The organism is Rhizobium sp. P2_G9 (genome assembly GCF_056403475.1).
This window is the reverse complement of sequence record NZ_JBFUFK010000034.1, coordinates 78175-96576: the sequence shown is the minus strand read 5'-3', so window position 1 is coordinate 96576 and position 18402 is coordinate 78175. Positions and strand designations below refer to the sequence as shown.

Sequence of the window (18402 nt, the reverse complement as noted above, 5' to 3'; positions counted from 1 at the left end):
ATTGGCCGAGAAGGCTGTTTGTGAAAAACTGCTCTCCCCTACGGAAATGTCCGTCAGGAAGGGCATTTTGCAATCCCACCCCCAGACGACAAAGTCTGGGCCAAATGCGGAAATCACTCCTGCTTCGCACCACGAGCCGACCCGGCAACCGTCAAAGGCCGTTCCCTTCCGCCACCCGGATTGTTATTCTCGACGCTCGTTGCCGCAGCAATTCGGCTTTCAGTGAGGACAGAACACCATGCGCTACATGCTGATGCTGCATGCCGACGAAGCCGCGGGCAAGGCCGTGACGCCGGAGGACATGGCGCGTTTCATGGGCCAGATGTATGCCTATAAGCAGGCGCTGGAGAAAGCGGCGGCATTCGTCGCCACCGGCGCGCTTGTCGGCTCCTCCGAGGCGAGCGTGGTTCGCGTTCGGGGAAATGAGGTCAGTGTTCTGGACGGACCCTATGCCGATGTCCGCGAACAGCTCGGCGGTTACTATGTCATCGACGTCGCCGACATAGACGAAGCCAACAAATGGGCGGCGCGCTGTCCTGCCGCAACCTGGGGAGTGATCGAGGTTCGCCGTATCAGGGATCCATCGGAATATGCCGGATGACGGTTTCGGGTTCCATCCTTGCCCGGTCCGTGGCGGAGCGGGTGGCGCGCGAGAGCTATGGCCGCCTTGTCGCCTATCTTGGCGGACGCTCGGGCGATCTCGCCTCCGCCGAGGATGCACTCGCGGCGGCCTTCCTCACGGCGCTCGAGAAGTGGCCTGTCGAGGGCGTGCCTGACAACCCCGATGCCTGGCTGTTGACCATCGCGCGCAGGCGCAAGCTCGACGACTGGCGCAAGGACAAGGTCAGGGCCGGCAATGCCGATCATCTCGATCTGATCGCCAGGGAAATTGCGGCAGCGGCGGAGCACAATGAAGAGATCGCCGACAGGCGGCTGGCGCTGATGTTTGCCTGCGCCCATCCCGACATCGATGCTGCGGCGCGAACGCCGCTGATGCTGCAGACCGTGCTCGGCCTGACGGCGGCAGATATCGCGGCGCGGTTTCTCGTTTCTCCAAAGGCCATGAGCCAGAGGCTTGTCAGAGCCAAGGCGCGGATCAAGGATGAGAAAATTCCGTTTCTCGTGCCTGAAAAGGAGGATCTGGCGCACCGCCTGCCGCCGGTGCTCGCCTGCATCTACGCTGCCTATACGAGCGGGTGGATGGAGATTGACGGGGCGGAAACGCTTGGACCAGAGGCAATCTGGCTTGCCAGCGTGGTCGTATCGCTGCTTCCGCAAGAGCCGGAGCCGAAAGGTCTGTTCGCGCTGATGCTTTACGCGGAGGCGCGCCGGTCGTCGCGCAGGGGGCCCGATGGTGCGTTCGTGCCGCTCGACAGCCAGGAGGTCGGGCTCTGGGATCTCGAGCAATTGCGCGTCGCCGAAAGTCTGTTGCGCGAGGCCAGTGCGGACGGACCGACCGGCCGTTACCAGATCGAGGCGGCGATCCAGTCCGCCCATGTTGCGCGCCGCATGAGCGGCCTGTCGAACTGGCAGGCCGTGGTTTCTCTCTATGATGTGCTGGGCGAGATTGCGCCGTCGCCGGTCGTGACCCTCAACCGGTGCGCGGCTCTGGTGCAGACCGGCCAGGCAGAGGCGGCTTTCGGCGATATAGATGCGCTTGCCGGCGACCCGCGGATGGCCGATTACCTGCCCTACTGGACGGCGCGGGCGCGGATTTGCGCCGATCTCGGCAAGCTTGCCGACGCGGCGGAAGCCTTCACGATCGCCATCGGCCTCAGCTGGTCGGAGGCGGAACGGCGCCATCTCGAAGAGCAGCGCGCAAAAATCTTGCCCTGACCGCGCGCTTTTTTCATGGCGCCTGTCGAAATCGGGAACTCCTGCGCGACATCCCTTTGTCCAACCAAGGAGAACCAACATGACGACCACGACAATGACTGTACAGGGCATCTACGCGTCCGCCATCGTTTCCAACTTCGACGCGGCACTCGCCTGGTATGAAAAGCTCATGGGACGCCCTGCCGATGACCAGCCGATACCGGGCATGGCCCAGTGGCGTAAAATGGGAGGCGCCGGCCTGCAGATCTGGAAGGATGACGAACGCGCCGGCAAGGGGATCATGACGATCGTCGTTCCGGTGCTCGAGGTTGAGGGCGAAAGGCTTTCGCGCCTTGGCCTGCAACTGATCAACAGGGTGCAGGGTGATTTCGGCGGCGTGGCACAGATATTCGATGCCGAGGGCAACCGCATCAACCTGGTCGAGCCTCCCAAGGGGTTTGTCAACAGCTGACGGCTTCGTCGTCGGCTTCAGGCGATCACGTCTCGGGCCCAGAGCAATGGCTGCTTTGGGCCAAGGCGGCCAAGGCTTCGCGTCTCCGATGTGCCACAAGCGGACGTAGATCGACGGGCGAATGCCCGAGAAACGGCGTTCGGCCGAGAAGGCAGTCGACCACTGCTTTCTGCATCGCTTCAGTCGAGCCATAGGCATTCACGACGCAAGGCGCGCGCGGGATGTCGTCGATAATAGGCAAAACCGAGCGACACCACGACAGTGGGTGTGTCGTGCCAAGTCTCGTGTGTGGCTCAATACTGGCGGCGTGTTCGGTCCCAGCCGCCTAGCGCGGTATCGGCCACTTGCGAGATCATGTCTCGTGGCATATTTTGATGTCAAGGAGTTCGACATGATACCTTTCACGCGAAAGGAACTCTTGCAGTTAGGAGCCGAAGCCTTGCACAGAGAAGCAGGCTCTTCGGCCGCAGCGCTTTATCACAAGGCATTCTCCGAATTTGGTGCCCTCTGCTTCTGGTCAACCAACGAAATGCCGTCGCCTCGTCTCTCGGATGTCCTCGATGCGGTTTCTCGGCTCAAGCGAGAGGGCAACATGTCGTCCAGACGGTTGGCGGTGCAACTGGAAGAAGCTTGTCTTGCCGATATCTAGGACGCAGCGCGAAGCGTTACATGCGATCGCGCAGAACCGTCATCCGGGGAGACATATCGCCGGAGGCATAATGATGAACCGGAATAGCCTTCGACTCTCCAAAGATATTGACGTTTTCAACGATCTCGCGGGCAACGATAACCGCGTGCGTCTGCTGGCCGAGGTGGTCGCCAAAGATCGCGCTTCACTGGAAGAAGCTGGCTTCGGATTTCTGTTCGATGCCGAGCGAGCCGAGTTTTTCCGAGCCATCATTAGCAAGGCCGGCGAGCAGACCATACTCGAATGGACTGTCGACAGTGACTATCGGTTCTTCGAGGCCGTCGCTGACGATGAATTCGGCTATCGCCTGGATATCTTCGACCTCGCGACAAACAAGGTCTTGGCTGCGGCATCACGCAAGGAGCCTCGAGACTTGATCGATCTTCTGCACCTGCATGCGAGCGGCATTAGCCTTCCGTCGGCAATCTGGGCGGCTCCTGCAAAAGACCCGGGGTTCACGCCTGAAAGCCTCATCGAGGACCTCAGGCGGAACTGCGTGTATGTTCAGGATGATTTCGACCGTGTCATCACCAGAGAGCCTGTTGATGCACGTATGGCGCTGCGCTTATTCAAGCAACTTCTCAAAGAGGCGGAAGAATTCGTCGCCGCGATACCGTCGAAGTTTGAAGGTGCGGTGTTCCTTCAAGACGGACGGCCCGTCCAGCCGGACTTGAGCAGGCTGCATGACTATGAGGTCCTTCGCGCGAGCAGGCAAGGCCATTGGCCTTCCTCTGCTGAAATTGGCAGCGAAATGATCGGGTCGGCGCGCTCCGACCCAAAGCCGTGACGGCCAGGTCGACGATTGAGTGTCGCCAGTCGAGCTTTTGGCCGCGTCGGGTCTCGACAGCGGTGCCTCTGATCGTTCCTCTAGTCGACCGTGCGAAACGCGGCGCTTAACCGCACACGTAAGGGTCCATTGATAACGCATAGGTCTGGTTTGTTGATGTCCGCTTCGGGCCAACGGCCGCCGAACGCACTCGGTGGCTTGGCGCCATTAGCGCAAGTGACAGGGCTATATTCACGCACTTCCGTCGGGCCGGTCAACGCCACAGAAACGATAGACATCGGCCCAGCAGTCAGGCAGAAGGACCGCTTGAGGGAAGTCGCCGGGTCGTTATTGGTGCAAAGGTGGTGCTCATCGGCACGCGCTGTTTTTCCCGATCAAACCCGGACGATGCTGCACTTGTGTCATGTATCGGAGGATGTCGATGAGCCAAGCGCCCATACGTTTTGATGATGGTTCAGCCTATGAGCGCGGAATGGGTGTCTGGAGCCGGCTTGCAGGACAAGTGTTCCTCGACTGGCTGGCGCCCTCGTTGGGACTTAAGTGGATCGACGTGGGTTGCGGCAACGGCGCATTCACAGAACTGCTTGTCGAGCGGTTAGCGCCAAGTGAAGTGCAGGGAATTGATCCGTCCGAAGCGCAACTGATGTTTGCGCGCGCGCGGAAGGGAATATCTGGCGTAGAGTTTCGGCAGGGTGATGCCATGGCGTTGCCGTTCGATAAAGCACGTTTCGATGCCGCAGTTATGGCCTTGGTGATTTTCTTCGTTCCCGATCCAGCCAAAGGCGTTGCGGAGATGGTACGCGTGGTTCGACCAAGCGGCATGGTTGCGACATACGCTTGGGACATGTTGGGCGGCGGCTTCCCGTTCGATCCGATCCAGGTTGAGTTTCTCGCTCTGGGCATCACGCCGCCGCTTCCACCGAGCGTCAACGCCTCACGCATGAACGTCATGCGCGATCTATGGAGCAACGCGGGCCTTCAGGCCATCGAGACCCGCGAAATCACAGTGGAACGGACCTTCGCCGATTTCGACGATTTCTGGCATTCAAGCACAATTACCGGCAGTATACGGCCAATCGTTGCGGCAATGTCAGCCAGCGACGTGGAGGGGCTGAAGTCGAGGCTGCGTGCACGTTTGCCGACGGATGCAGCCGGCCGCATAACGTATAGTGCGCGAGCCAACGCGATACGGGGTGCGGTGCCGGAATAATTGAACGGCGTTGTGTGCCTCGCAAACTTCGGTGAATGTCGGCATTGGGCCACAGGCGGCCAACGAGCCAGGGCAGCTTTGAGCCACAAGCGGACGAACCATAAGGTGACACGGCGCGCCGAAACGATCGGACCAGGAAACAGGAGTGACACGCCTTGCCTGCCGTTATAATGCTGCGCAAGCAAACCGGCGGATAAAGGGGCCTTTATGTCTCGGCAGATCAGGATCAACGCGCGCGACGACGCCTTTGCGGTGCGGCGCGCTGTCTTCATGGACGAGCAAGGCTACTCGAATGACTTCGACGGCATCGACGACAACCCTTCCTGCGTGCACCTGACGCTCTATATCGATGGCGAGCTGGCCGGGTGCTCACGCCTGTTCCCGGAACCATTGGAGCGCACCCTTGCGCCAGAAAGCCCGCAATCGCCCACATGCGCGCTCGACGCGGGCGTGACGGCAGCGGAGACGTATCTGCTGGGCCGCGTCGCTGTGATGCCGGCATTTCGCCGCCGGGGTTTGGCGAGCGTGATCATCGCCGCGAGCGACGAGGCAGCGCGCCAGGCCGGCGCCAGACTGGTAAAACTGCATGCCCAGGAATACGCGCAGGATCTGTACGCCAAGCAGGGCTATGCTGAGATCAGCGATGTCGATTACGAGGACGAGGGCCAGCCGCACCTCTGGATGGCCAAGCGGCTGTGATCGCCGGCGGGTCCCTCAGCCCAGATCAGAGATTGCGTGCCCCCTGCCGCTCCGTGTTCACCGCGGGGGAAACGTCAACAGGGGCGAGCCAGCGCACGGTGGCCGCTTTGAGGCCGGAAACCGCCAGGCGATGTCCAGTTTGGGCCAAAGCCGGCCAGCAAGCAAAGGCAGCTTCGCGCCATTCGCGGTCATTCTTGCATGCGTTCGTGAACGTCGAGCCTCGACCTCATTCAAGACATTGGGGCGGGCTCAACCCCAGGGCAATCGGGTGAGTTAATTTTTGCGGATGATGGTCTCGAGGTATTTGTCATCCCAGTTTGCGGTTTTGCGCTTGAGGTTGATGGAATCCTTTCCGGGGGCGAGCCTGAGCAGGTTTGCGGTTATGTGTCTCATGATGGCGAAGATAGCGGGGGCGTTGTCGGTGCGGACACGGCTTTCGTCGTCGCGGAAGCTCATGTCGAGAACCCAATGAAGGCTGTTTTCGACGGCCCAATGATCGCGCACATAGGCTGCGATATCGGCAGCACTTGCCGTCAGCGAGGTGATGTAGAACCTGGTTTCGGATTGGCTTTTGCCCTGGATTTCCCGCAGGCTGTCGACCACGACAATGGATGTGAGGCCCGGCCAGTCGTGCCGGTCGGCCAGCCAGCCGATGTCGCTGAGCACATGGACGCTGCGCGTCTCGATCCGACCGTGTTCGCCATCGACGGTTCGGTGCATGTCATGCCGGCAATCGGCGAAACGGCGCTCGATCTGTTCGGCTGCAAACAGTTTGACATCCTCATGCAGCGTCCCCTGATTGCCCTTTAGCGCCAAAATGTAGTCGGCTTGTTTGTCGATGATTTTGCGGGCGACCTCTTTCTGGCAGCCCATGGCATCAATCGTCACCACTGCGCCGTCGATCGAGAGCATGTCGAGAAGCTTGGGGATGGCTGTGATTTCATTGGATTTCTCCGAGACTTTGACCTGCCCCAGGACCAGTTTCTGCCGTGCTGAGAAGGCGCTGAGCGTATGCAGGGCGTCCTTGTTGCCTTTCGTGCCGGAGCGGCGCGAGGTCTTGCCATCTATGGCGATGACCTCAGCCGGACGGTTGGTCATCGCCGCCACCCATCGGGCAAAACAGGTTTGGAACGCCTCAACGTCAAGGCTTGCGACAATGACGCCCAGTTGATCCTCACWTGGTGTTCCGTAGGTATACGGGCTAAACCGACGCAGCCGGAAGCTCAGAGAAATACGAAAGAAAAACAATCCCTTCCGATATAGCCGGCTGCAATTCCATGCTCGAACCTCCCTCACGAATCAGAGGCTTCACACAGATTCACAGATTTCAGACGTTGTCTGCCGTTAACTCACCCGATTGCCCTGATGTTCTCCCCATCGCCCTTTACCTGCCCCCGCAGCCTCGGTATCATCGCCCGATGATGAGTGACGCCAACATTCCAGCCCGCCGCATCCCCAGGCAGCAGCGCTCGCGGCAAACGGTGGAGGATGTGCTGGCTGCCGTCCCCCTGGTCGTGAAACGGCACGGGGCCGCGTCGGTCACGACCAACCGTATCGCCGAGGTCGCAGGCGTCAGTATCGGCTCGCTGTATCAATATTTCCCGGACAAGAGCTCGGTTTTCAGGGCTTTGCATGAGCGGCATGTCGGGGACGTTCGAGAGATGCTGGAGCGCAATATCGCCGCCCACGCGTCATCGTCCTTCAGCGAATTTGTGGTCGATCTTGTCGAGGAGCTTGTCGATCTGCATTCCGTCGCGACAGAATTGCACCAGCTCGTTTCCGCCTCGGTCAATGAAGGCCCGGAGCATTTTCGCTACGCGCTGCGGGCGGCATTCGAGCAGGCCATCGCCGAAACCGGCTCTGAAAACATCAACCGCATCCTGTTCGTGCTCCCGAGCCTGGTCGAAGGCGTCGTCCATGGGGTGACATCGTCGCCATTCACGCTCCGCGAGGCCAAGGGCGAAGCGGTGAAGGCAACGCTGGCGTATCTGTCGGCCCATCCTGAGCTGGGTGGGTGATTTGCGGCTGGACTGAGCACGATACCAGGGGCGAGCCCCCTGGCCCCTCCGAGCCGCTGCACCCCCCGTGCCTCACACCGACGCCGCGGGCAACGTACCCTGTGGGGGCTGTCTGCCACCACACCCCCGAGAGGATATTTGAAAACGGTTGGAACCGCTGTCTAGGTGGCCGTTTCACGCGGTTTCGCCGGCATAGCGAGCCGGTCCTGTCCGACGTGCGGCACGCAACCTGACGGCTTGTCCATGCCGCCCACTTTTTGTTTTTGGCTATCAATTCCGAATGCTATTGCAACCGACAAGCAATTTTTCGTCTGCGATGAAGCGCTGACCAGTGCCGCGCTGGAAGATGGGCTGAAGCCAAAAGCTATGCGTGTCGCTAATCTTGTCATTCGGGATTAAGATGAACGGGGGAGGCTCAAACGAACCATAAGTTTCGGCAAATTGTCTCGCGTCCCTCAAGCTGGGAAGTATCAGCGCGGCTTGCTCGGAACCGTCATACTCCAGGTCGAACCTATCCCCCTCGATTCGTGTCAGCTTAAACCGCATTGGAAGGGCATATAGAGCGACACAAGTGTCCGTAGCGCTGCATGCTGCGGCCACAGAGCACGACCATGGGGGCGGCCCAGCTGGCCCTATAGCCATTGCTGCTGATGCCATGACAAGAAACAAAAGCGATGCGATAAATCTCATAGGCCCATTCCTCAACGACACTGCTAGAAGCTAGCGCGCCAGCGCTCGCTTATGCCGCGGCTGGTGCGCTCCGTGCCGCTTTCGCACGGCTCTTCGGCCGCGTGGTAATGGTGATTTCCCGGTCGAGGCTGCGAATGCAGCGCAGGAGCCGGTCAATGGAAAATTTCTCGGTGCGGCCGTTGACGATCGCCGACACGTCCGGCTGTTTCAGGCCGAGCAGATCAGCGGCCTTGGCCTGCGTAATGCGGCGGCCTTTGAGGATGTCGCGGATTTCCCGCACGAGTTGGGCTTTCAGTTGCTCTTCCTCGGGGTTGTCCAAACCAAGGTCGGCAAACACATTGCCGCTACCACGGGTCACGGTGATGTCGTCGCTCATGTCCTGGCTCCTTTCGTATAGTTCTCCCTGTAGTGTTCCTCGGCCCGCTTGAGACGGGCCTGGATCAGCTCCAGTTCGTGTTTCGGGGTGGCTATCCCCTTCTTCGCCTTCTTTTGGAAGGCATGCAGCACGTAGACGGCACCCGCGAAGCGCACGGTGTAGACGGCGCGGTAGGTGTCGCCGTCGAAGTCGTCGACAACCTCCAGCACGCTCCGGCCGCCGAACCCCTTTAGGGCCTTGACACTGGAATGCTCCTTGCCCTGCTCCGCGTCGTCGATGGCTTGGCCCATGGCGCGCCGCACAGGCGGGGGAAAGCTCCGCAGGTCGTCCAGGGACGAACCTATCCATTCAACGGGCTTTCGCGTGTCCATATGCGGCCTGTTCTTATAGCTCTAGTGCTATAATCCTGACAACAAAAAACTGACATTTTCTTAATCGCCCCTCTCTTCTTGGCAAAACAGTCAGGCCGTAATTCAATTTTCGGGCGGTACAGGCTTGAGAGCCGATGAGCGCAACGGAGTAGGACGACACACCCGTGAAAAGGTGTGGCGGACTGCCTTCGCCCAAATCACAGGGAAGGCCATAGTGTGTTTTGGCCCGGCGTTTGACCCCACCACAGGCGTTGAACGTTGATTCCAGCCAAACCGAAGAAATCGCAGACTGAACAGCATTTTTATCTGCACAGACCGGGGGGATTCTTCCGCGCCGAAAGGGAGATGTGAGTGAACGCGTTTTGTGAACCGACCCTCGACTGAGGACCAATTTGCCGGAGCGCTTCCCAGGCACTGGACCATGGCGGATCCCGCTTGAATACCATGGCGGCCCCGAACCAACTCAGTTCGTGCTCAAGACAGCTTCGCTAGAACGACGTTGAAACACCGTGCCCAACTATTCGCGGGGGGCTTTTCCTCAATCCCAGCCCATATTCGAGGTTGGCCCGCATCCACAGAACCCCACTCTCATAATAGTCATCGGACATCTTCTCAGGACCGGCATCAAACACACGGTTAGCTATCCAGTTGGTTACGCACTGCACGTTTTCGCGAATTCTTTGATAGCGGTCTATCGCGCACCAGGCTTTCTTCTCGTCGACTGGAACCCAGGCCAGACCATTCTCAAAACAGCTCATTGCCCGGTAGCGAGGTTCGACTATCGTTTTTCCTTCAGCGTCCGCGAGGCCCCACACAGTTTGGCCATTCACTTCTTTGCCGATGATCGTGCCACCTCCATCTCCGCATTGAAGTGTCTTGTGTCGGTCTTGTGCCCGGTGCGGCTCGGATTGCCTGTTGCCGTGTGCGTCAATCCAGAACTCCTGGTTATCGCGTTTCACCACATACAGGCCTGCGTCGGGCCGCAGTTCGTCAAATTGAGGTGTGACGGTGAAATTACCTTTCTCGTCCACGATCCCCCACTTGCCATCATTTTTCACTCCCGCGAACCCGTTGTCGAAGGAGTAGCCGTTCTCAACGAAAGGCGGGTCCAAGAGCAGTTTTCCTTCGGAACTCAGAAATCCGTATTTGCCGTTGTGCCCGACAGTCATCGGGAATGCGCAGGAACTTCCGAGGAAAGTGTCGCTGAAAACATATGGTTCCGTCGCCACTCCGTTAGGCCCAATGACCTCCATGCCGTGCGATTTGGAGATGAACTTCACACCCGACGGGCAAGCCAACAGGACTTTTCCGTCATTGGGATTGGCGACGATTTCCCCTGACTGGGTGAGACCGACCCATTTTCCGTCTTTTTGGACCTCAATGATGTCCCCGGTTTCCTTGGGTGAAATATCATCGAACACTTGCCCGCCGAGCAGGACGCCAGCTTCCGTTAGCAGACCTGGCTTTTGATTTCTGAAGATGCGGTACAGACCATTCCAATATCCATTGATGTAGGTTGGCTGCAGTGGCAGCGCGACCTCACCGTTCTCGTCGACTGACCCACAGTGCGCATATTTGGGATCGCCGCGTCGGTCCTCGGGCGCGTACATGCAGACGATTGAGCGGCCCTGAAACAGCCGCCACACTTCCATGTATGTCGGCTTGATTTTCCACGATCCGTCTGGGGCGAGCAAACCGACGCCCGGGCCACCCAACTGGGAGGCCCATACATAGGTCTTGTAATCGAACTCCGTGATGAACAGGCCGTCCTTGAGCGTCTTGCCCGAAGCCAAATCGACAAGAGCGAAACGTTCACTCGTCGAGGGGAAAGCGTCTGTATCAAGCCGCTCGGCACCCATCATATAAGGAGATACCCATTTCCCGGGCAGTACAATCGCGGCCGCTCTGCCAAATGGGATCGCTCGGGCATACTGCGGCTGCAGAAGGAAGTTGCCAGCGGTGTCGATTATTCCGGTTTTATCGCCAACGAGCACCTCAGCGTGCCCATCCCTGAACTCGCCCACAAGATCGAACTTTGGCTGGATGGTCATCTTGCCTGAGGTGGTGATGTAGCCATATCGGCCATCCACGCGCACGCCTGCCAGTCCCTCTGAGAAATTGAAGGCCCGCTCGAACTTTTGTGGAATCCGTTGTTCGTGGCTCTCGCTATCAAGATATCCGCAGAGATTGTATGTCCCTCCGCACTTCGCGATCAAGTCTGGGCTGTGACGCTCAGCTGCGGCCGTTGCCGTGAACGGATGCAGGCTGGCGAACGCTGCCACGAGGATTGCTGAAATCTCTGCGCAATGCTTCACGATTGTCCCTCCATGAAAGCACTACCAGAAATGTGCGGCAATATGTTCGAAGTGTGACTTGTCGAACCTGGGGTCTCGCAGAGACATCATCGGTGTGTTTCGGCCCGGCGTTTGACCCCACCATAGGCGTTGAACGTTGACCCCGGCCAAACCGAAGAAATCGCAAACTGAACAGCATTTTGATCTGCACAGACCGGGGGCATTCTTCCGCGCTGCAAGGGGTCAAACTTCAATGCTGAATCACAGAAGGTGCAAGGGATTAAACGCCGAATCCCTCCCCGGCCGGGTCGGCCCATCTTCCAAACGCAATCGGCTCCGGGGATGACTTAACCAGGCGCTATTTGCCAGTGTCCTCGAAGGGAAGCGACGTTTGAGGGTCTTCCGGTGGCAGCGGCAAATCATCCAGGGTTGAAACCTCAATCCCTGCTTTCCGCCCGAGCCTCACCACGTCGCTATCATTCGTATAAATGTGCTCTACCCCTTCAACTTTGGAGACGGCCACGATTTGCCTATCAAACTTCACTTTCGCCCAGTTCGGCGTACCTTCCTTCTTGTCCCCGGCGTCAATCGCTTCACGATGCGCGGCGGCGGCTTCTACCGCAGCCCTTTCGCCAAAAGGGACAACCTTGAAGCGCGAAGATTTGTTGATGATTTCAAGGTACTTCGGAGCTGCATCTCCCGCCCCTATCAGCACCTCGCTTAGCGCCGGGGTTGGGATGATGATTTTCGCCTTCGCCTTTTCCAGGCTTTTCAGCAGATATTCAACCCGAGGATCAGGGCTTTGGCCGGTTTTTATGGTGGGGTCGAGCAAGGCCACGAGGAATGAGGCATCAAAGGAGACGAGCATTAATGCTGGTCTCCCTTATCGCGCCGCAAGTCTAAGATGTTATCCAGGGCATCACGACGTTTGCCCCATGTCGAACCCTCGACACTGCGCAGGCGCTCAACCACGTGCGTAAGCGGGCTGTCGTCCAAAACCTCGAATTCTTCGATATAGAAGTCGAGGAGCTGCCAACTTCCGTCTTCCTCACGCACCCACTTGCCGTCACCGTAAACGCGCAGCGTCGCTCCGAGATAGTGGCTTGCCAGGCGCTTCGAGATTTCCCGGCTCGTTTGGCACGTCACCGTCATTTCCCCATCCTGCAATAGCACAGGGATGGTTTCATCCCTGCCACCGATGCGAATAACGACGCCATCCACGGAGCCCCTTTCTTTGAATGGGCCATAACGCATGGGCTTCGGCCGCGTGCGGCCAGGGAATGGAATGATTTCCGCGCCGCCGGGGTCCGTAAGGACTGCAACCGCGTTGTCTTTCGCAAGCATGGTGTCGATAGCCGCGAAGGCTTTCATAACCTCTTTTGGTGCTGTTCCTTCACGGACTTGCGTAAGCCGCTCCGCCACCTTCGGCATGGCGGGCTCCTCAACCGCCGTTACAAGAACGGCGCTCCCTTCTTCCAAGCGTGAAAAATGCACGCGCTCGGCTTCGCCGAGTAGGCGGGCCAGTTCGCCCATGTACTCAGCCAAGCGCGCCATAGGCAGGCTGTCGACGCTGAAAGCATCGATTCTCAGCCTATATTCTGGTCTATCTGACTGTTTCATGGCCTTAATTTCTACCTGTGTTGCTCAACTCTATCACCGAATACAACGAGCCGCGAGAGGCTCCGGTGTCTTCCTAATTATGGGGTGGCGTGAAAATCACGCCACCGTTCCCGGTCAGATTATTGTAAAAGGCTTACTTTCCGCTCACCAAGGGAATTCCCACAGACCCGCGAGACGGCCTTTCTGGCATGGTCCGCCGGGACAACAAGCCCCGCACGTCATGCGCCTTCGGTAAAGGGCTTGCAGTCCGGGCTTGGCGCCATGCCGTACCGCCTCACGCGGCTCCGTGGGAATGCTTCACCATTAGGGCGCTACCCTGCCAAAACCTCCCAAAACGCATTTGACTCCTCGCGCTTTTGAGGATGTGAAGCGGGCCGAGATGAAATGTGTTTCGGCGTTTGACCCCACCGTAGGCGTTGACCGTCGACCCCGGCCAAACCGAAGAAATCGCAAACTGAACAGCATTTTGATCTGCACAGACCGGGATCGTTCTTCCGCCGCGACAGGGTCAAGCTTCAATGCTGAATCACAGTACGCTCAGCCGCAAAATGCATTTTCAGAAGACGAAGAACTCCGCCTTCAAATCGGCCGTCGTCGTCTGGTGCAGAGTCAGCGAGCTGGTCGACGCACCGTCAGTAAACGTGATCACGGCATTGCCATCCCTCTCGCTGACGTGGTCGCGAATGAAGTCCGCAAAGGATTCAGTGACGTGGAACGCCCGGACATCAATGACGTCGTTGCCGGACATCGAATGATCGAAGTCATTGACTGTGTCGGCGCCGCTGAGCGGCTTCATCACGAATGTGTCCCGGCCCGCGCCGCCTATGAACGTGTCGTTCAGCGCGCCGGTATTGAAGACATCGTTGCCGTCTAGACCGTAAATCTTGAAGGTCCCCTTTGACTGACGGAAGACGTCGTCGCTGGCGGTTCCCACCACTTTGTCGGTCACTTCCTCGACATCGATGACGCCATGGTAGGTGCGCGATGTGCCTCCCTCTTTGTCGGCGAGGTAGAAGCTGAAAGCCTTGAGGTGCGGATTGAATGCATCCTTGTTGGTAACAAATTGCAGCTTATCCAGGTCGGCGACTGTCAGCCATCCGCCGGTCGTGCCCATCGGTTTGCCGTTGTAGTAAAAGGTTCCAAGTTTATGCAGCCGGTTCTTCAGGCCGGGGCTGAAATCGACGCTGATGGTGCCGATATCCCCTTCCACGTCGTGAATGCCAAGCGTCTTGGCGGAAAACGTGAAGGTGCTGTCCTCCCTCATGGCGATCGTGACGCCATGCCCTGTCGGATTGTTGTTGATGTGGACGACCTTGATGAATTCGTTGGCGGTGTCGTCGCTCACTGCCCCGTCCGCCGTCTCCACCTTGTAGCCAAAGTGGGTATAGTGATCGCCATACTCATTCTTCACCGCGGTGAAGGCCAGTTTTCCAAGCTCGGACCAATCGATCTCTTCGCCGACAGTCACCGTCTGGCCGTTGAGGGTCAGCCTTCCACGGTCCGGCAGCGATTCAATGATCAGCTTCGATGCCTGGTCGCCATCAGCGTCGTAATAGGCGAAATCGAACGCTGCGCCGAACGGGCGGGTCATGTTCTCGAAATCCTTGATATAGTTGTCATGCACCACCGGCGCGTTGTTGACGTCCGACAGGTGGAATGTCTTGACGGTCCCATCGGAAAAGAAATAGCGCCAACCGCCGTCTGAAAGGGAATCAATGTTCAAGATGGATACCAAGGACCTGCCATATGGGTCCAGAGGCGGAGCGCCATCCAATACACTTGCCGCATTGCTTGCCGCATCGCCATTGGCGTCGTATACGCGCTGCATAAAGCCGTTCGCATTATAGTCATAGCTATACTGATACCAGCTCAGCAGAAATCCGCCGTTCGCCAGCGGTGTGACTATTCCTGACGTTCCGCCCGCATCACCGAATATATAGACGGATTGCACTGCGCCTTCAGCTTTTCCCGTGGAGGAAAACAGCTGAAAAAAAATCCCATGGTTCCCGACCGCATAGCTTTGTTCGGTCCAACTGAGAAGCAGTTCTCCATTCGCAAGCTTCGTGATGCTGTCGCCCACAATCGTGTCGCCGCCGACGGTCTCAAAGGGAATGGCAAATTTTAGAAGTGCATTCCCCGAAACATCAAACTCTGCAAATTGATGCGTTGACAAGCTCTGCGGATAGTGTGTGCCCGGTGCGGTGGCCGCGAGCAGGGCGAACCGGGTTCCACCGTCAAAGCTGCTTGACCCAATGACGGACACCGGATTTTTGAGCGCCAATGTTTGAACGCCGCCCTGTGCCACGCCATCCGTGCCGTAGAGCTGGTACTCTATTCTCCTCGGCTTTTGCCAATCGGATGTGTCGAAAGATGACCAAATCAACCCAAATTGAGACGCGGAGAGAGATACAGCACTCGCGCTTGGCGCTGATTCAGGAGAAGCTTCTGAAAACCCGATGTTTTCCGCAACCAGAGATCCACTGCTGTCATATAGATTGAAAAATTCGCCATATATATCGTTAGATTTATTGGCTGGATAACTAACGACGCCTAGTGTTTCTCCACCTACAAGTTTGTAAACCTTGTCTGTATCGTAAAAATAGCTTTTATTTTCAAACGCGCTGTCGTCTATAATATTCCCATCCAATGAAAAAACATCGAAATAATTAACCGTATGGTTCTCATCGTTAACTGCTTCATACGTGAATAGGACCTCATTGTCGGCGATCTGATAACCGAGCGGGTAACGCAAAAGAAAGCCGGCATCACCACTTGGAAAGGTTATTTCATATTTTGCGGTCTTGCTGAAATCCGCATCGAATGTGTACATGTAATTCGTGTGATATGCGCCTTCTGCGGTCGCGTCGAAGAACACGAATGATCCGTTGGACAGAGTGACTTCCGCGCCAAAAGAAGCCGCGTTCCCTAAGCTAAGTTCCGTGGAAGACAGCGACATTGCTAAACTCTTGAGACCGGTTGCGGTGATGAAGTCACGCAACTCTGTGATCGTGTAAAAGTCAATTGTCGCCCTATGCGACGTTTAGCCGCTAGTTTTCCCAGGTCAATTCAGACGTGCCATCCTGCGATGGCGCGATGGCCAGGATGCTATTAGACGGCAAGTGGCGGAGCTTCCGGCTCCACGGGAGAGGGCAGGGGCATCACAATGTCGGCCACCGGCCGCCAGACGTCCCGCAAGCCCATCCAACGCCGCTCACGATAATACCTGACCTTGCGAGCCATTAATGGATAGCGGAGTGCGCTGTTGAGAGCAGCAGAGCCTTGTGGCACGGCAGGCGCATGATTTCGGCGGAATCCATCAGGAACGTGCCCGTCTCGCTGGCGCCGTGGTTGCAGTGGCGAAGAGGTCCTCGGCGCGGCGGGACTGTCCGGCAGAGTGGCCCAGCACGGTTTTGTGGCCAAGGCTGTGTTTCGGCGTGGCGTTTGACTCCACCACAGGTATTGAACGTCGACCCCCGCCAGGCCGGAGACACGGCAAACTGGACAGCGTTTTACTCTGCACAGACCGGGGTCACTCTTCCGCGCCGAAAGGGGTCAAAGTTCTGTGCTTAATTACAGTTATTCCGACGGTTTGGAGAAGCCGCGGTAGAAGCGTGTCGGCTGCAGCAGCGAACTGGCGATGTTGGCGACGATCGGCCCATCCGCCTCGCTCTTCACCCTCGCTTCCTGCCACTCGCGATCGGCCACGAACTCGGCCCATTTCTGCTCGCGCTCCGCCAGCGACCGCCATTCGAGCAGGTAGGTCAGATCGTTGCTGGAAGAACCGATCATTGTCGTCCAGAAGCCGAGTGAGCGGATGCCGAGTCGTTCCCAGATCGCCAGCGTCGCGGTCTCGAAACGCTGCTGCAGTGCCGGCAGCCTCCCCGGCAGACATGTATAGATGCGCAATTCGTGGATCATCGGATGCTTCCTATGTTGGATCAGGCAAGATCGAGCATATCGTTCAGCGCCGGAAAAAGGCGAGAGACCGCCTGCCAGGGCCAGCCCGCCGCAAGCAAGCAAGTGTGTTTCGGCGCGGTTTGACCCCACCATAGACGTCGAACGGTGGAGGTCGGGCGCGAGCGGGTCGGCAGGGTATCTGAAAAAATCCTCTGGCGACAATAAGATGTTCGGGGGACATTCTTCCACGCCGAAAGGGGTCAAACTTCAATGCTGAATCACGACCACAGAGCCTATGTTCCCGTCTACCCCGTGACAAGGCATTTCATCAGAGCTGGCACCAGGACCTGATAATCTCGAGCGCTACTCTCTGCTGCCCCACTTGCGTGAAGTGAAGCCCGTCCTCCATCAACAGGTCATTGCAGGATAATGCGTCGAGGCGCTGAAACAAATCGACGACCGGATCGCCGAGGACGCGCATGGCCGCCGCGACTTGTGCGATATCCTGATTGCGGAAGCGCACGCCGAAGTGAGACAGTGCCCAATGTGCGGACACCCGGCTTTCATTCACCGCGACCGGCGTGATCCACAAGCACCGCGCTCCCGTCTCGCTTTTGATACGGGACCGAAGTTCGCCAAGATTTCGAGCCGTCTCGTCGTGATGAACAATCGTCTTGGTGGGTTCTGGACCCTGGGTTCTTGCGTCGTTCATTCCGAGGAAGAACAAGACCCAATCCGGGCCGCCGGCGAGCACTTCATTGATCCGGACCAGCCCGTGGGTGGTCGTATCACCGCTGACGGCACTTGCCACGACCGAGATGTTGTCGTCAGGCCGCCGTGCAGAAATCAGCTCTTGCAGAATGACCGCCCAGGACTGGGGGTCTGACGTCCGGCTGTCGCCAACAGCGACGATCCGAGCATCCTTGCGCAGCGGGAGCCGGTCGATCATGGGTCCGACATCGGGCTCAGCCAGCAGCATTCCTGCCGAAGCTTTCGCGCCGGCAACGAGTTTTGCAAGCTCTGTTGAATAATAGCCTGGGTCGAGCCCAAGCAGGGCGGCGCGGCTTTGCTCGGTGAGCGATGCCGCACCCGGAAGCGACGCCACCGTCCTTTCCGGTTGAAAGACTTTCAGCATCCAGTGCATTTGCTCTTCCGACATGTTCATCAGGGTATCCTTCAGGCTTTGATGAGATGCCGGAAATTTATCGATCAGGGGACGGATCGTCAGCTCGCGTTTGGACGCCGGCAAACCGTTGAAACAGAGGGCGATGAGAAACATTGCTCAGGTTTCTTGAGCTGAGCGTCCCGGATCTTTGGGCGGTGGAACCGGAGACGGATGATCCCGGCGAAATCCCCATCACTCATGTTAAGAAATCAATTGGTAACCACGACCACCACTGATCATGCGTTGTTCTTGTCCTCTTTACTAGCTTTAGTTTAGTTTCAGCCCATATACCCTGGGTAG

The 18402-nt window shown here is 58.0% G+C and carries 17 protein-coding genes; 8 read left to right on the top strand and 9 right to left on the bottom strand.

What is annotated here, in order from left to right:
* The first annotated feature begins 238 nt into the window (after positions 1-238).
* The 7 genes from AC1DYF_RS25625 to AC1DYF_RS25595 all read left to right on the top strand — a co-directional run bounded on the left by AC1DYF_RS25625 (position 239) and on the right by AC1DYF_RS25595 (position 5671).
* Positions 239-601, top strand: a complete 363-nt coding sequence (locus AC1DYF_RS25625; RefSeq protein ID WP_477879751.1) for a YciI family protein — start codon at positions 239-241, stop codon at positions 599-601.
* A complete protein-coding gene (locus AC1DYF_RS25620) occupies positions 598-1836 on the top strand; it encodes an RNA polymerase sigma factor (protein WP_477879749.1) in 1239 nt (412 codons plus the stop codon). Before AC1DYF_RS25625 ends, AC1DYF_RS25620 begins: the two co-directional genes overlap by 4 nt.
* Before the next feature lie 79 nt (positions 1837-1915).
* On the top strand, positions 1916-2287 hold the full coding sequence (locus AC1DYF_RS25615) for a VOC family protein (protein ID WP_477879748.1): 372 nt from the start codon (positions 1916-1918) through the stop codon (positions 2285-2287).
* Positions 2288-2678: 391 nt separating this feature from the next.
* On the top strand, positions 2679-2936 hold the full coding sequence (locus AC1DYF_RS25610; RefSeq protein ID WP_477879747.1) for a hypothetical protein: 258 nt from the start codon (positions 2679-2681) through the stop codon (positions 2934-2936).
* Between the two features lie 73 nt (positions 2937-3009).
* The gene (locus AC1DYF_RS25605; RefSeq protein ID WP_477879746.1) at positions 3010-3762 is read left to right on the top strand and encodes a hypothetical protein; all 753 of its coding nucleotides are present in this window, start codon (positions 3010-3012) and stop codon (positions 3760-3762) included.
* Positions 3763-4183: 421 nt separating this feature from the next.
* A complete protein-coding gene (locus tag AC1DYF_RS25600) occupies positions 4184-4972 on the top strand; it encodes a class I SAM-dependent methyltransferase (protein WP_477879744.1) in 789 nt (262 codons plus the stop codon).
* 207 nt (positions 4973-5179) lie between these two features.
* Positions 5180-5671: a GNAT family N-acetyltransferase gene (locus AC1DYF_RS25595; RefSeq protein ID WP_477879742.1), complete on the top strand. Its 492-nt coding sequence runs from the start codon at positions 5180-5182 to the stop codon at positions 5669-5671.
* A gap of 273 nt (positions 5672-5944) precedes the next feature.
* Here AC1DYF_RS25595 and AC1DYF_RS25590 read toward each other — a convergent pair whose 3' ends face one another.
* Positions 5945-6967, bottom strand: a complete 1023-nt coding sequence (locus AC1DYF_RS25590) for an ISAs1 family transposase (RefSeq protein WP_477879740.1) — start codon at positions 6965-6967, stop codon at positions 5945-5947.
* Between AC1DYF_RS25590 and AC1DYF_RS25585 the strand changes: the two genes are divergently transcribed.
* Positions 6949-7689, top strand: coding sequence for a TetR/AcrR family transcriptional regulator (locus AC1DYF_RS25585; RefSeq protein ID WP_477879739.1), 741 nt, complete (start codon positions 6949-6951; stop codon positions 7687-7689). The two genes, AC1DYF_RS25590 and AC1DYF_RS25585, sit on opposite strands and share 19 nt — an antisense overlap.
* A gap of 739 nt (positions 7690-8428) precedes the next feature.
* Here AC1DYF_RS25585 and AC1DYF_RS25580 read toward each other — a convergent pair.
* The 8 genes from AC1DYF_RS25580 to AC1DYF_RS25545 form a co-directional block, all read right to left on the bottom strand.
* The gene (locus AC1DYF_RS25580) at positions 8429-8755 is read right to left on the bottom strand and encodes a helix-turn-helix domain-containing protein (RefSeq protein WP_477879738.1); all 327 of its coding nucleotides are present in this window, start codon (positions 8753-8755) and stop codon (positions 8429-8431) included.
* Positions 8752-9045: a type II toxin-antitoxin system RelE/ParE family toxin gene (locus tag AC1DYF_RS25575; protein WP_477879736.1), complete on the bottom strand. Its 294-nt coding sequence runs from the start codon at positions 9043-9045 to the stop codon at positions 8752-8754. Before AC1DYF_RS25575 ends, AC1DYF_RS25580 begins: the two co-directional genes overlap by 4 nt.
* A 569-nt stretch (positions 9046-9614) precedes the next feature.
* Complete coding sequence (locus tag AC1DYF_RS25570) at positions 9615-11441, bottom strand: WG repeat-containing protein (RefSeq protein ID WP_477879735.1); 1827 nt, start codon at positions 11439-11441, stop codon at positions 9615-9617.
* Between the two features lie 337 nt (positions 11442-11778).
* Positions 11779-12288 carry a PIN domain-containing protein gene (locus tag AC1DYF_RS25565; protein ID WP_477879733.1) on the bottom strand — a complete coding sequence of 170 codons (510 nt, stop codon included), beginning with the start codon at positions 12286-12288 and terminating at the stop codon, positions 11779-11781.
* A complete protein-coding gene (locus AC1DYF_RS25560) occupies positions 12288-13040 on the bottom strand; it encodes a hypothetical protein (RefSeq protein WP_477879731.1) in 753 nt (250 codons plus the stop codon). Before AC1DYF_RS25560 ends, AC1DYF_RS25565 begins: the two co-directional genes overlap by 1 nt.
* Positions 13041-13596: 556 nt before the next feature.
* The gene (locus AC1DYF_RS25555; RefSeq protein WP_477879729.1) at positions 13597-16038 is read right to left on the bottom strand and encodes a calcium-binding protein; all 2442 of its coding nucleotides are present in this window, start codon (positions 16036-16038) and stop codon (positions 13597-13599) included.
* Positions 16039-16616: 578 nt separating this feature from the next.
* Positions 16617-16958: an NIPSNAP family protein gene (locus AC1DYF_RS25550; RefSeq protein WP_477879727.1), complete on the bottom strand. Its 342-nt coding sequence runs from the start codon at positions 16956-16958 to the stop codon at positions 16617-16619.
* Positions 16959-17265: 307 nt separating this feature from the next.
* Positions 17266-18216 (bottom strand): SGNH/GDSL hydrolase family protein, encoded by a 951-nt coding sequence (locus AC1DYF_RS25545; RefSeq protein ID WP_477879725.1) that lies wholly within the window; start codon positions 18214-18216, stop codon positions 17266-17268.
* Between the last annotated feature and the right edge of the window lie 186 nt (positions 18217-18402).

Bases quoted from the DNA above. Each gene is read 5' to 3' on its own strand.
- AC1DYF_RS25625 (WP_477879751.1), top strand. From the start codon at position 239: ATGCGCTACATGCTGATGCTGCATGCCGACGAAGCCGCGGGCAAGGCC.
- AC1DYF_RS25620 (WP_477879749.1), top strand. From the start codon at position 598: ATGACGGTTTCGGGTTCCATCCTTGCCCGGTCCGTGGCGGAGCGGGTG.
- AC1DYF_RS25615 (WP_477879748.1), top strand. From the start codon at position 1,916: ATGACGACCACGACAATGACTGTACAGGGCATCTACGCGTCCGCCATC.
- AC1DYF_RS25610 (WP_477879747.1), top strand. From the start codon at position 2,679: ATGATACCTTTCACGCGAAAGGAACTCTTGCAGTTAGGAGCCGAAGCC.
- AC1DYF_RS25605 (WP_477879746.1), top strand. From the start codon at position 3,010: ATGAACCGGAATAGCCTTCGACTCTCCAAAGATATTGACGTTTTCAAC.
- AC1DYF_RS25600 (WP_477879744.1), top strand. From the start codon at position 4,184: ATGAGCCAAGCGCCCATACGTTTTGATGATGGTTCAGCCTATGAGCGC.
- AC1DYF_RS25595 (WP_477879742.1), top strand. From the start codon at position 5,180: ATGTCTCGGCAGATCAGGATCAACGCGCGCGACGACGCCTTTGCGGTG.
- AC1DYF_RS25585 (WP_477879739.1), top strand. From the start codon at position 6,949: ATGCTCGAACCTCCCTCACGAATCAGAGGCTTCACACAGATTCACAGA.
- AC1DYF_RS25580 (WP_477879738.1), bottom strand. From the start codon at position 8,755: ATGAGCGACGACATCACCGTGACCCGTGGTAGCGGCAATGTGTTTGCC.
- AC1DYF_RS25575 (WP_477879736.1), bottom strand. From the start codon at position 9,045: ATGGGCCAAGCCATCGACGACGCGGAGCAGGGCAAGGAGCATTCCAGT.
- AC1DYF_RS25565 (WP_477879733.1), bottom strand. From the start codon at position 12,288: ATGCTCGTCTCCTTTGATGCCTCATTCCTCGTGGCCTTGCTCGACCCC.
- AC1DYF_RS25560 (WP_477879731.1), bottom strand. From the start codon at position 13,040: ATGAAACAGTCAGATAGACCAGAATATAGGCTGAGAATCGATGCTTTC.
- AC1DYF_RS25550 (WP_477879727.1), bottom strand. From the start codon at position 16,958: ATGATCCACGAATTGCGCATCTATACATGTCTGCCGGGGAGGCTGCCG.
- AC1DYF_RS25545 (WP_477879725.1), bottom strand. From the start codon at position 18,216: ATGTTTCTCATCGCCCTCTGTTTCAACGGTTTGCCGGCGTCCAAACGC.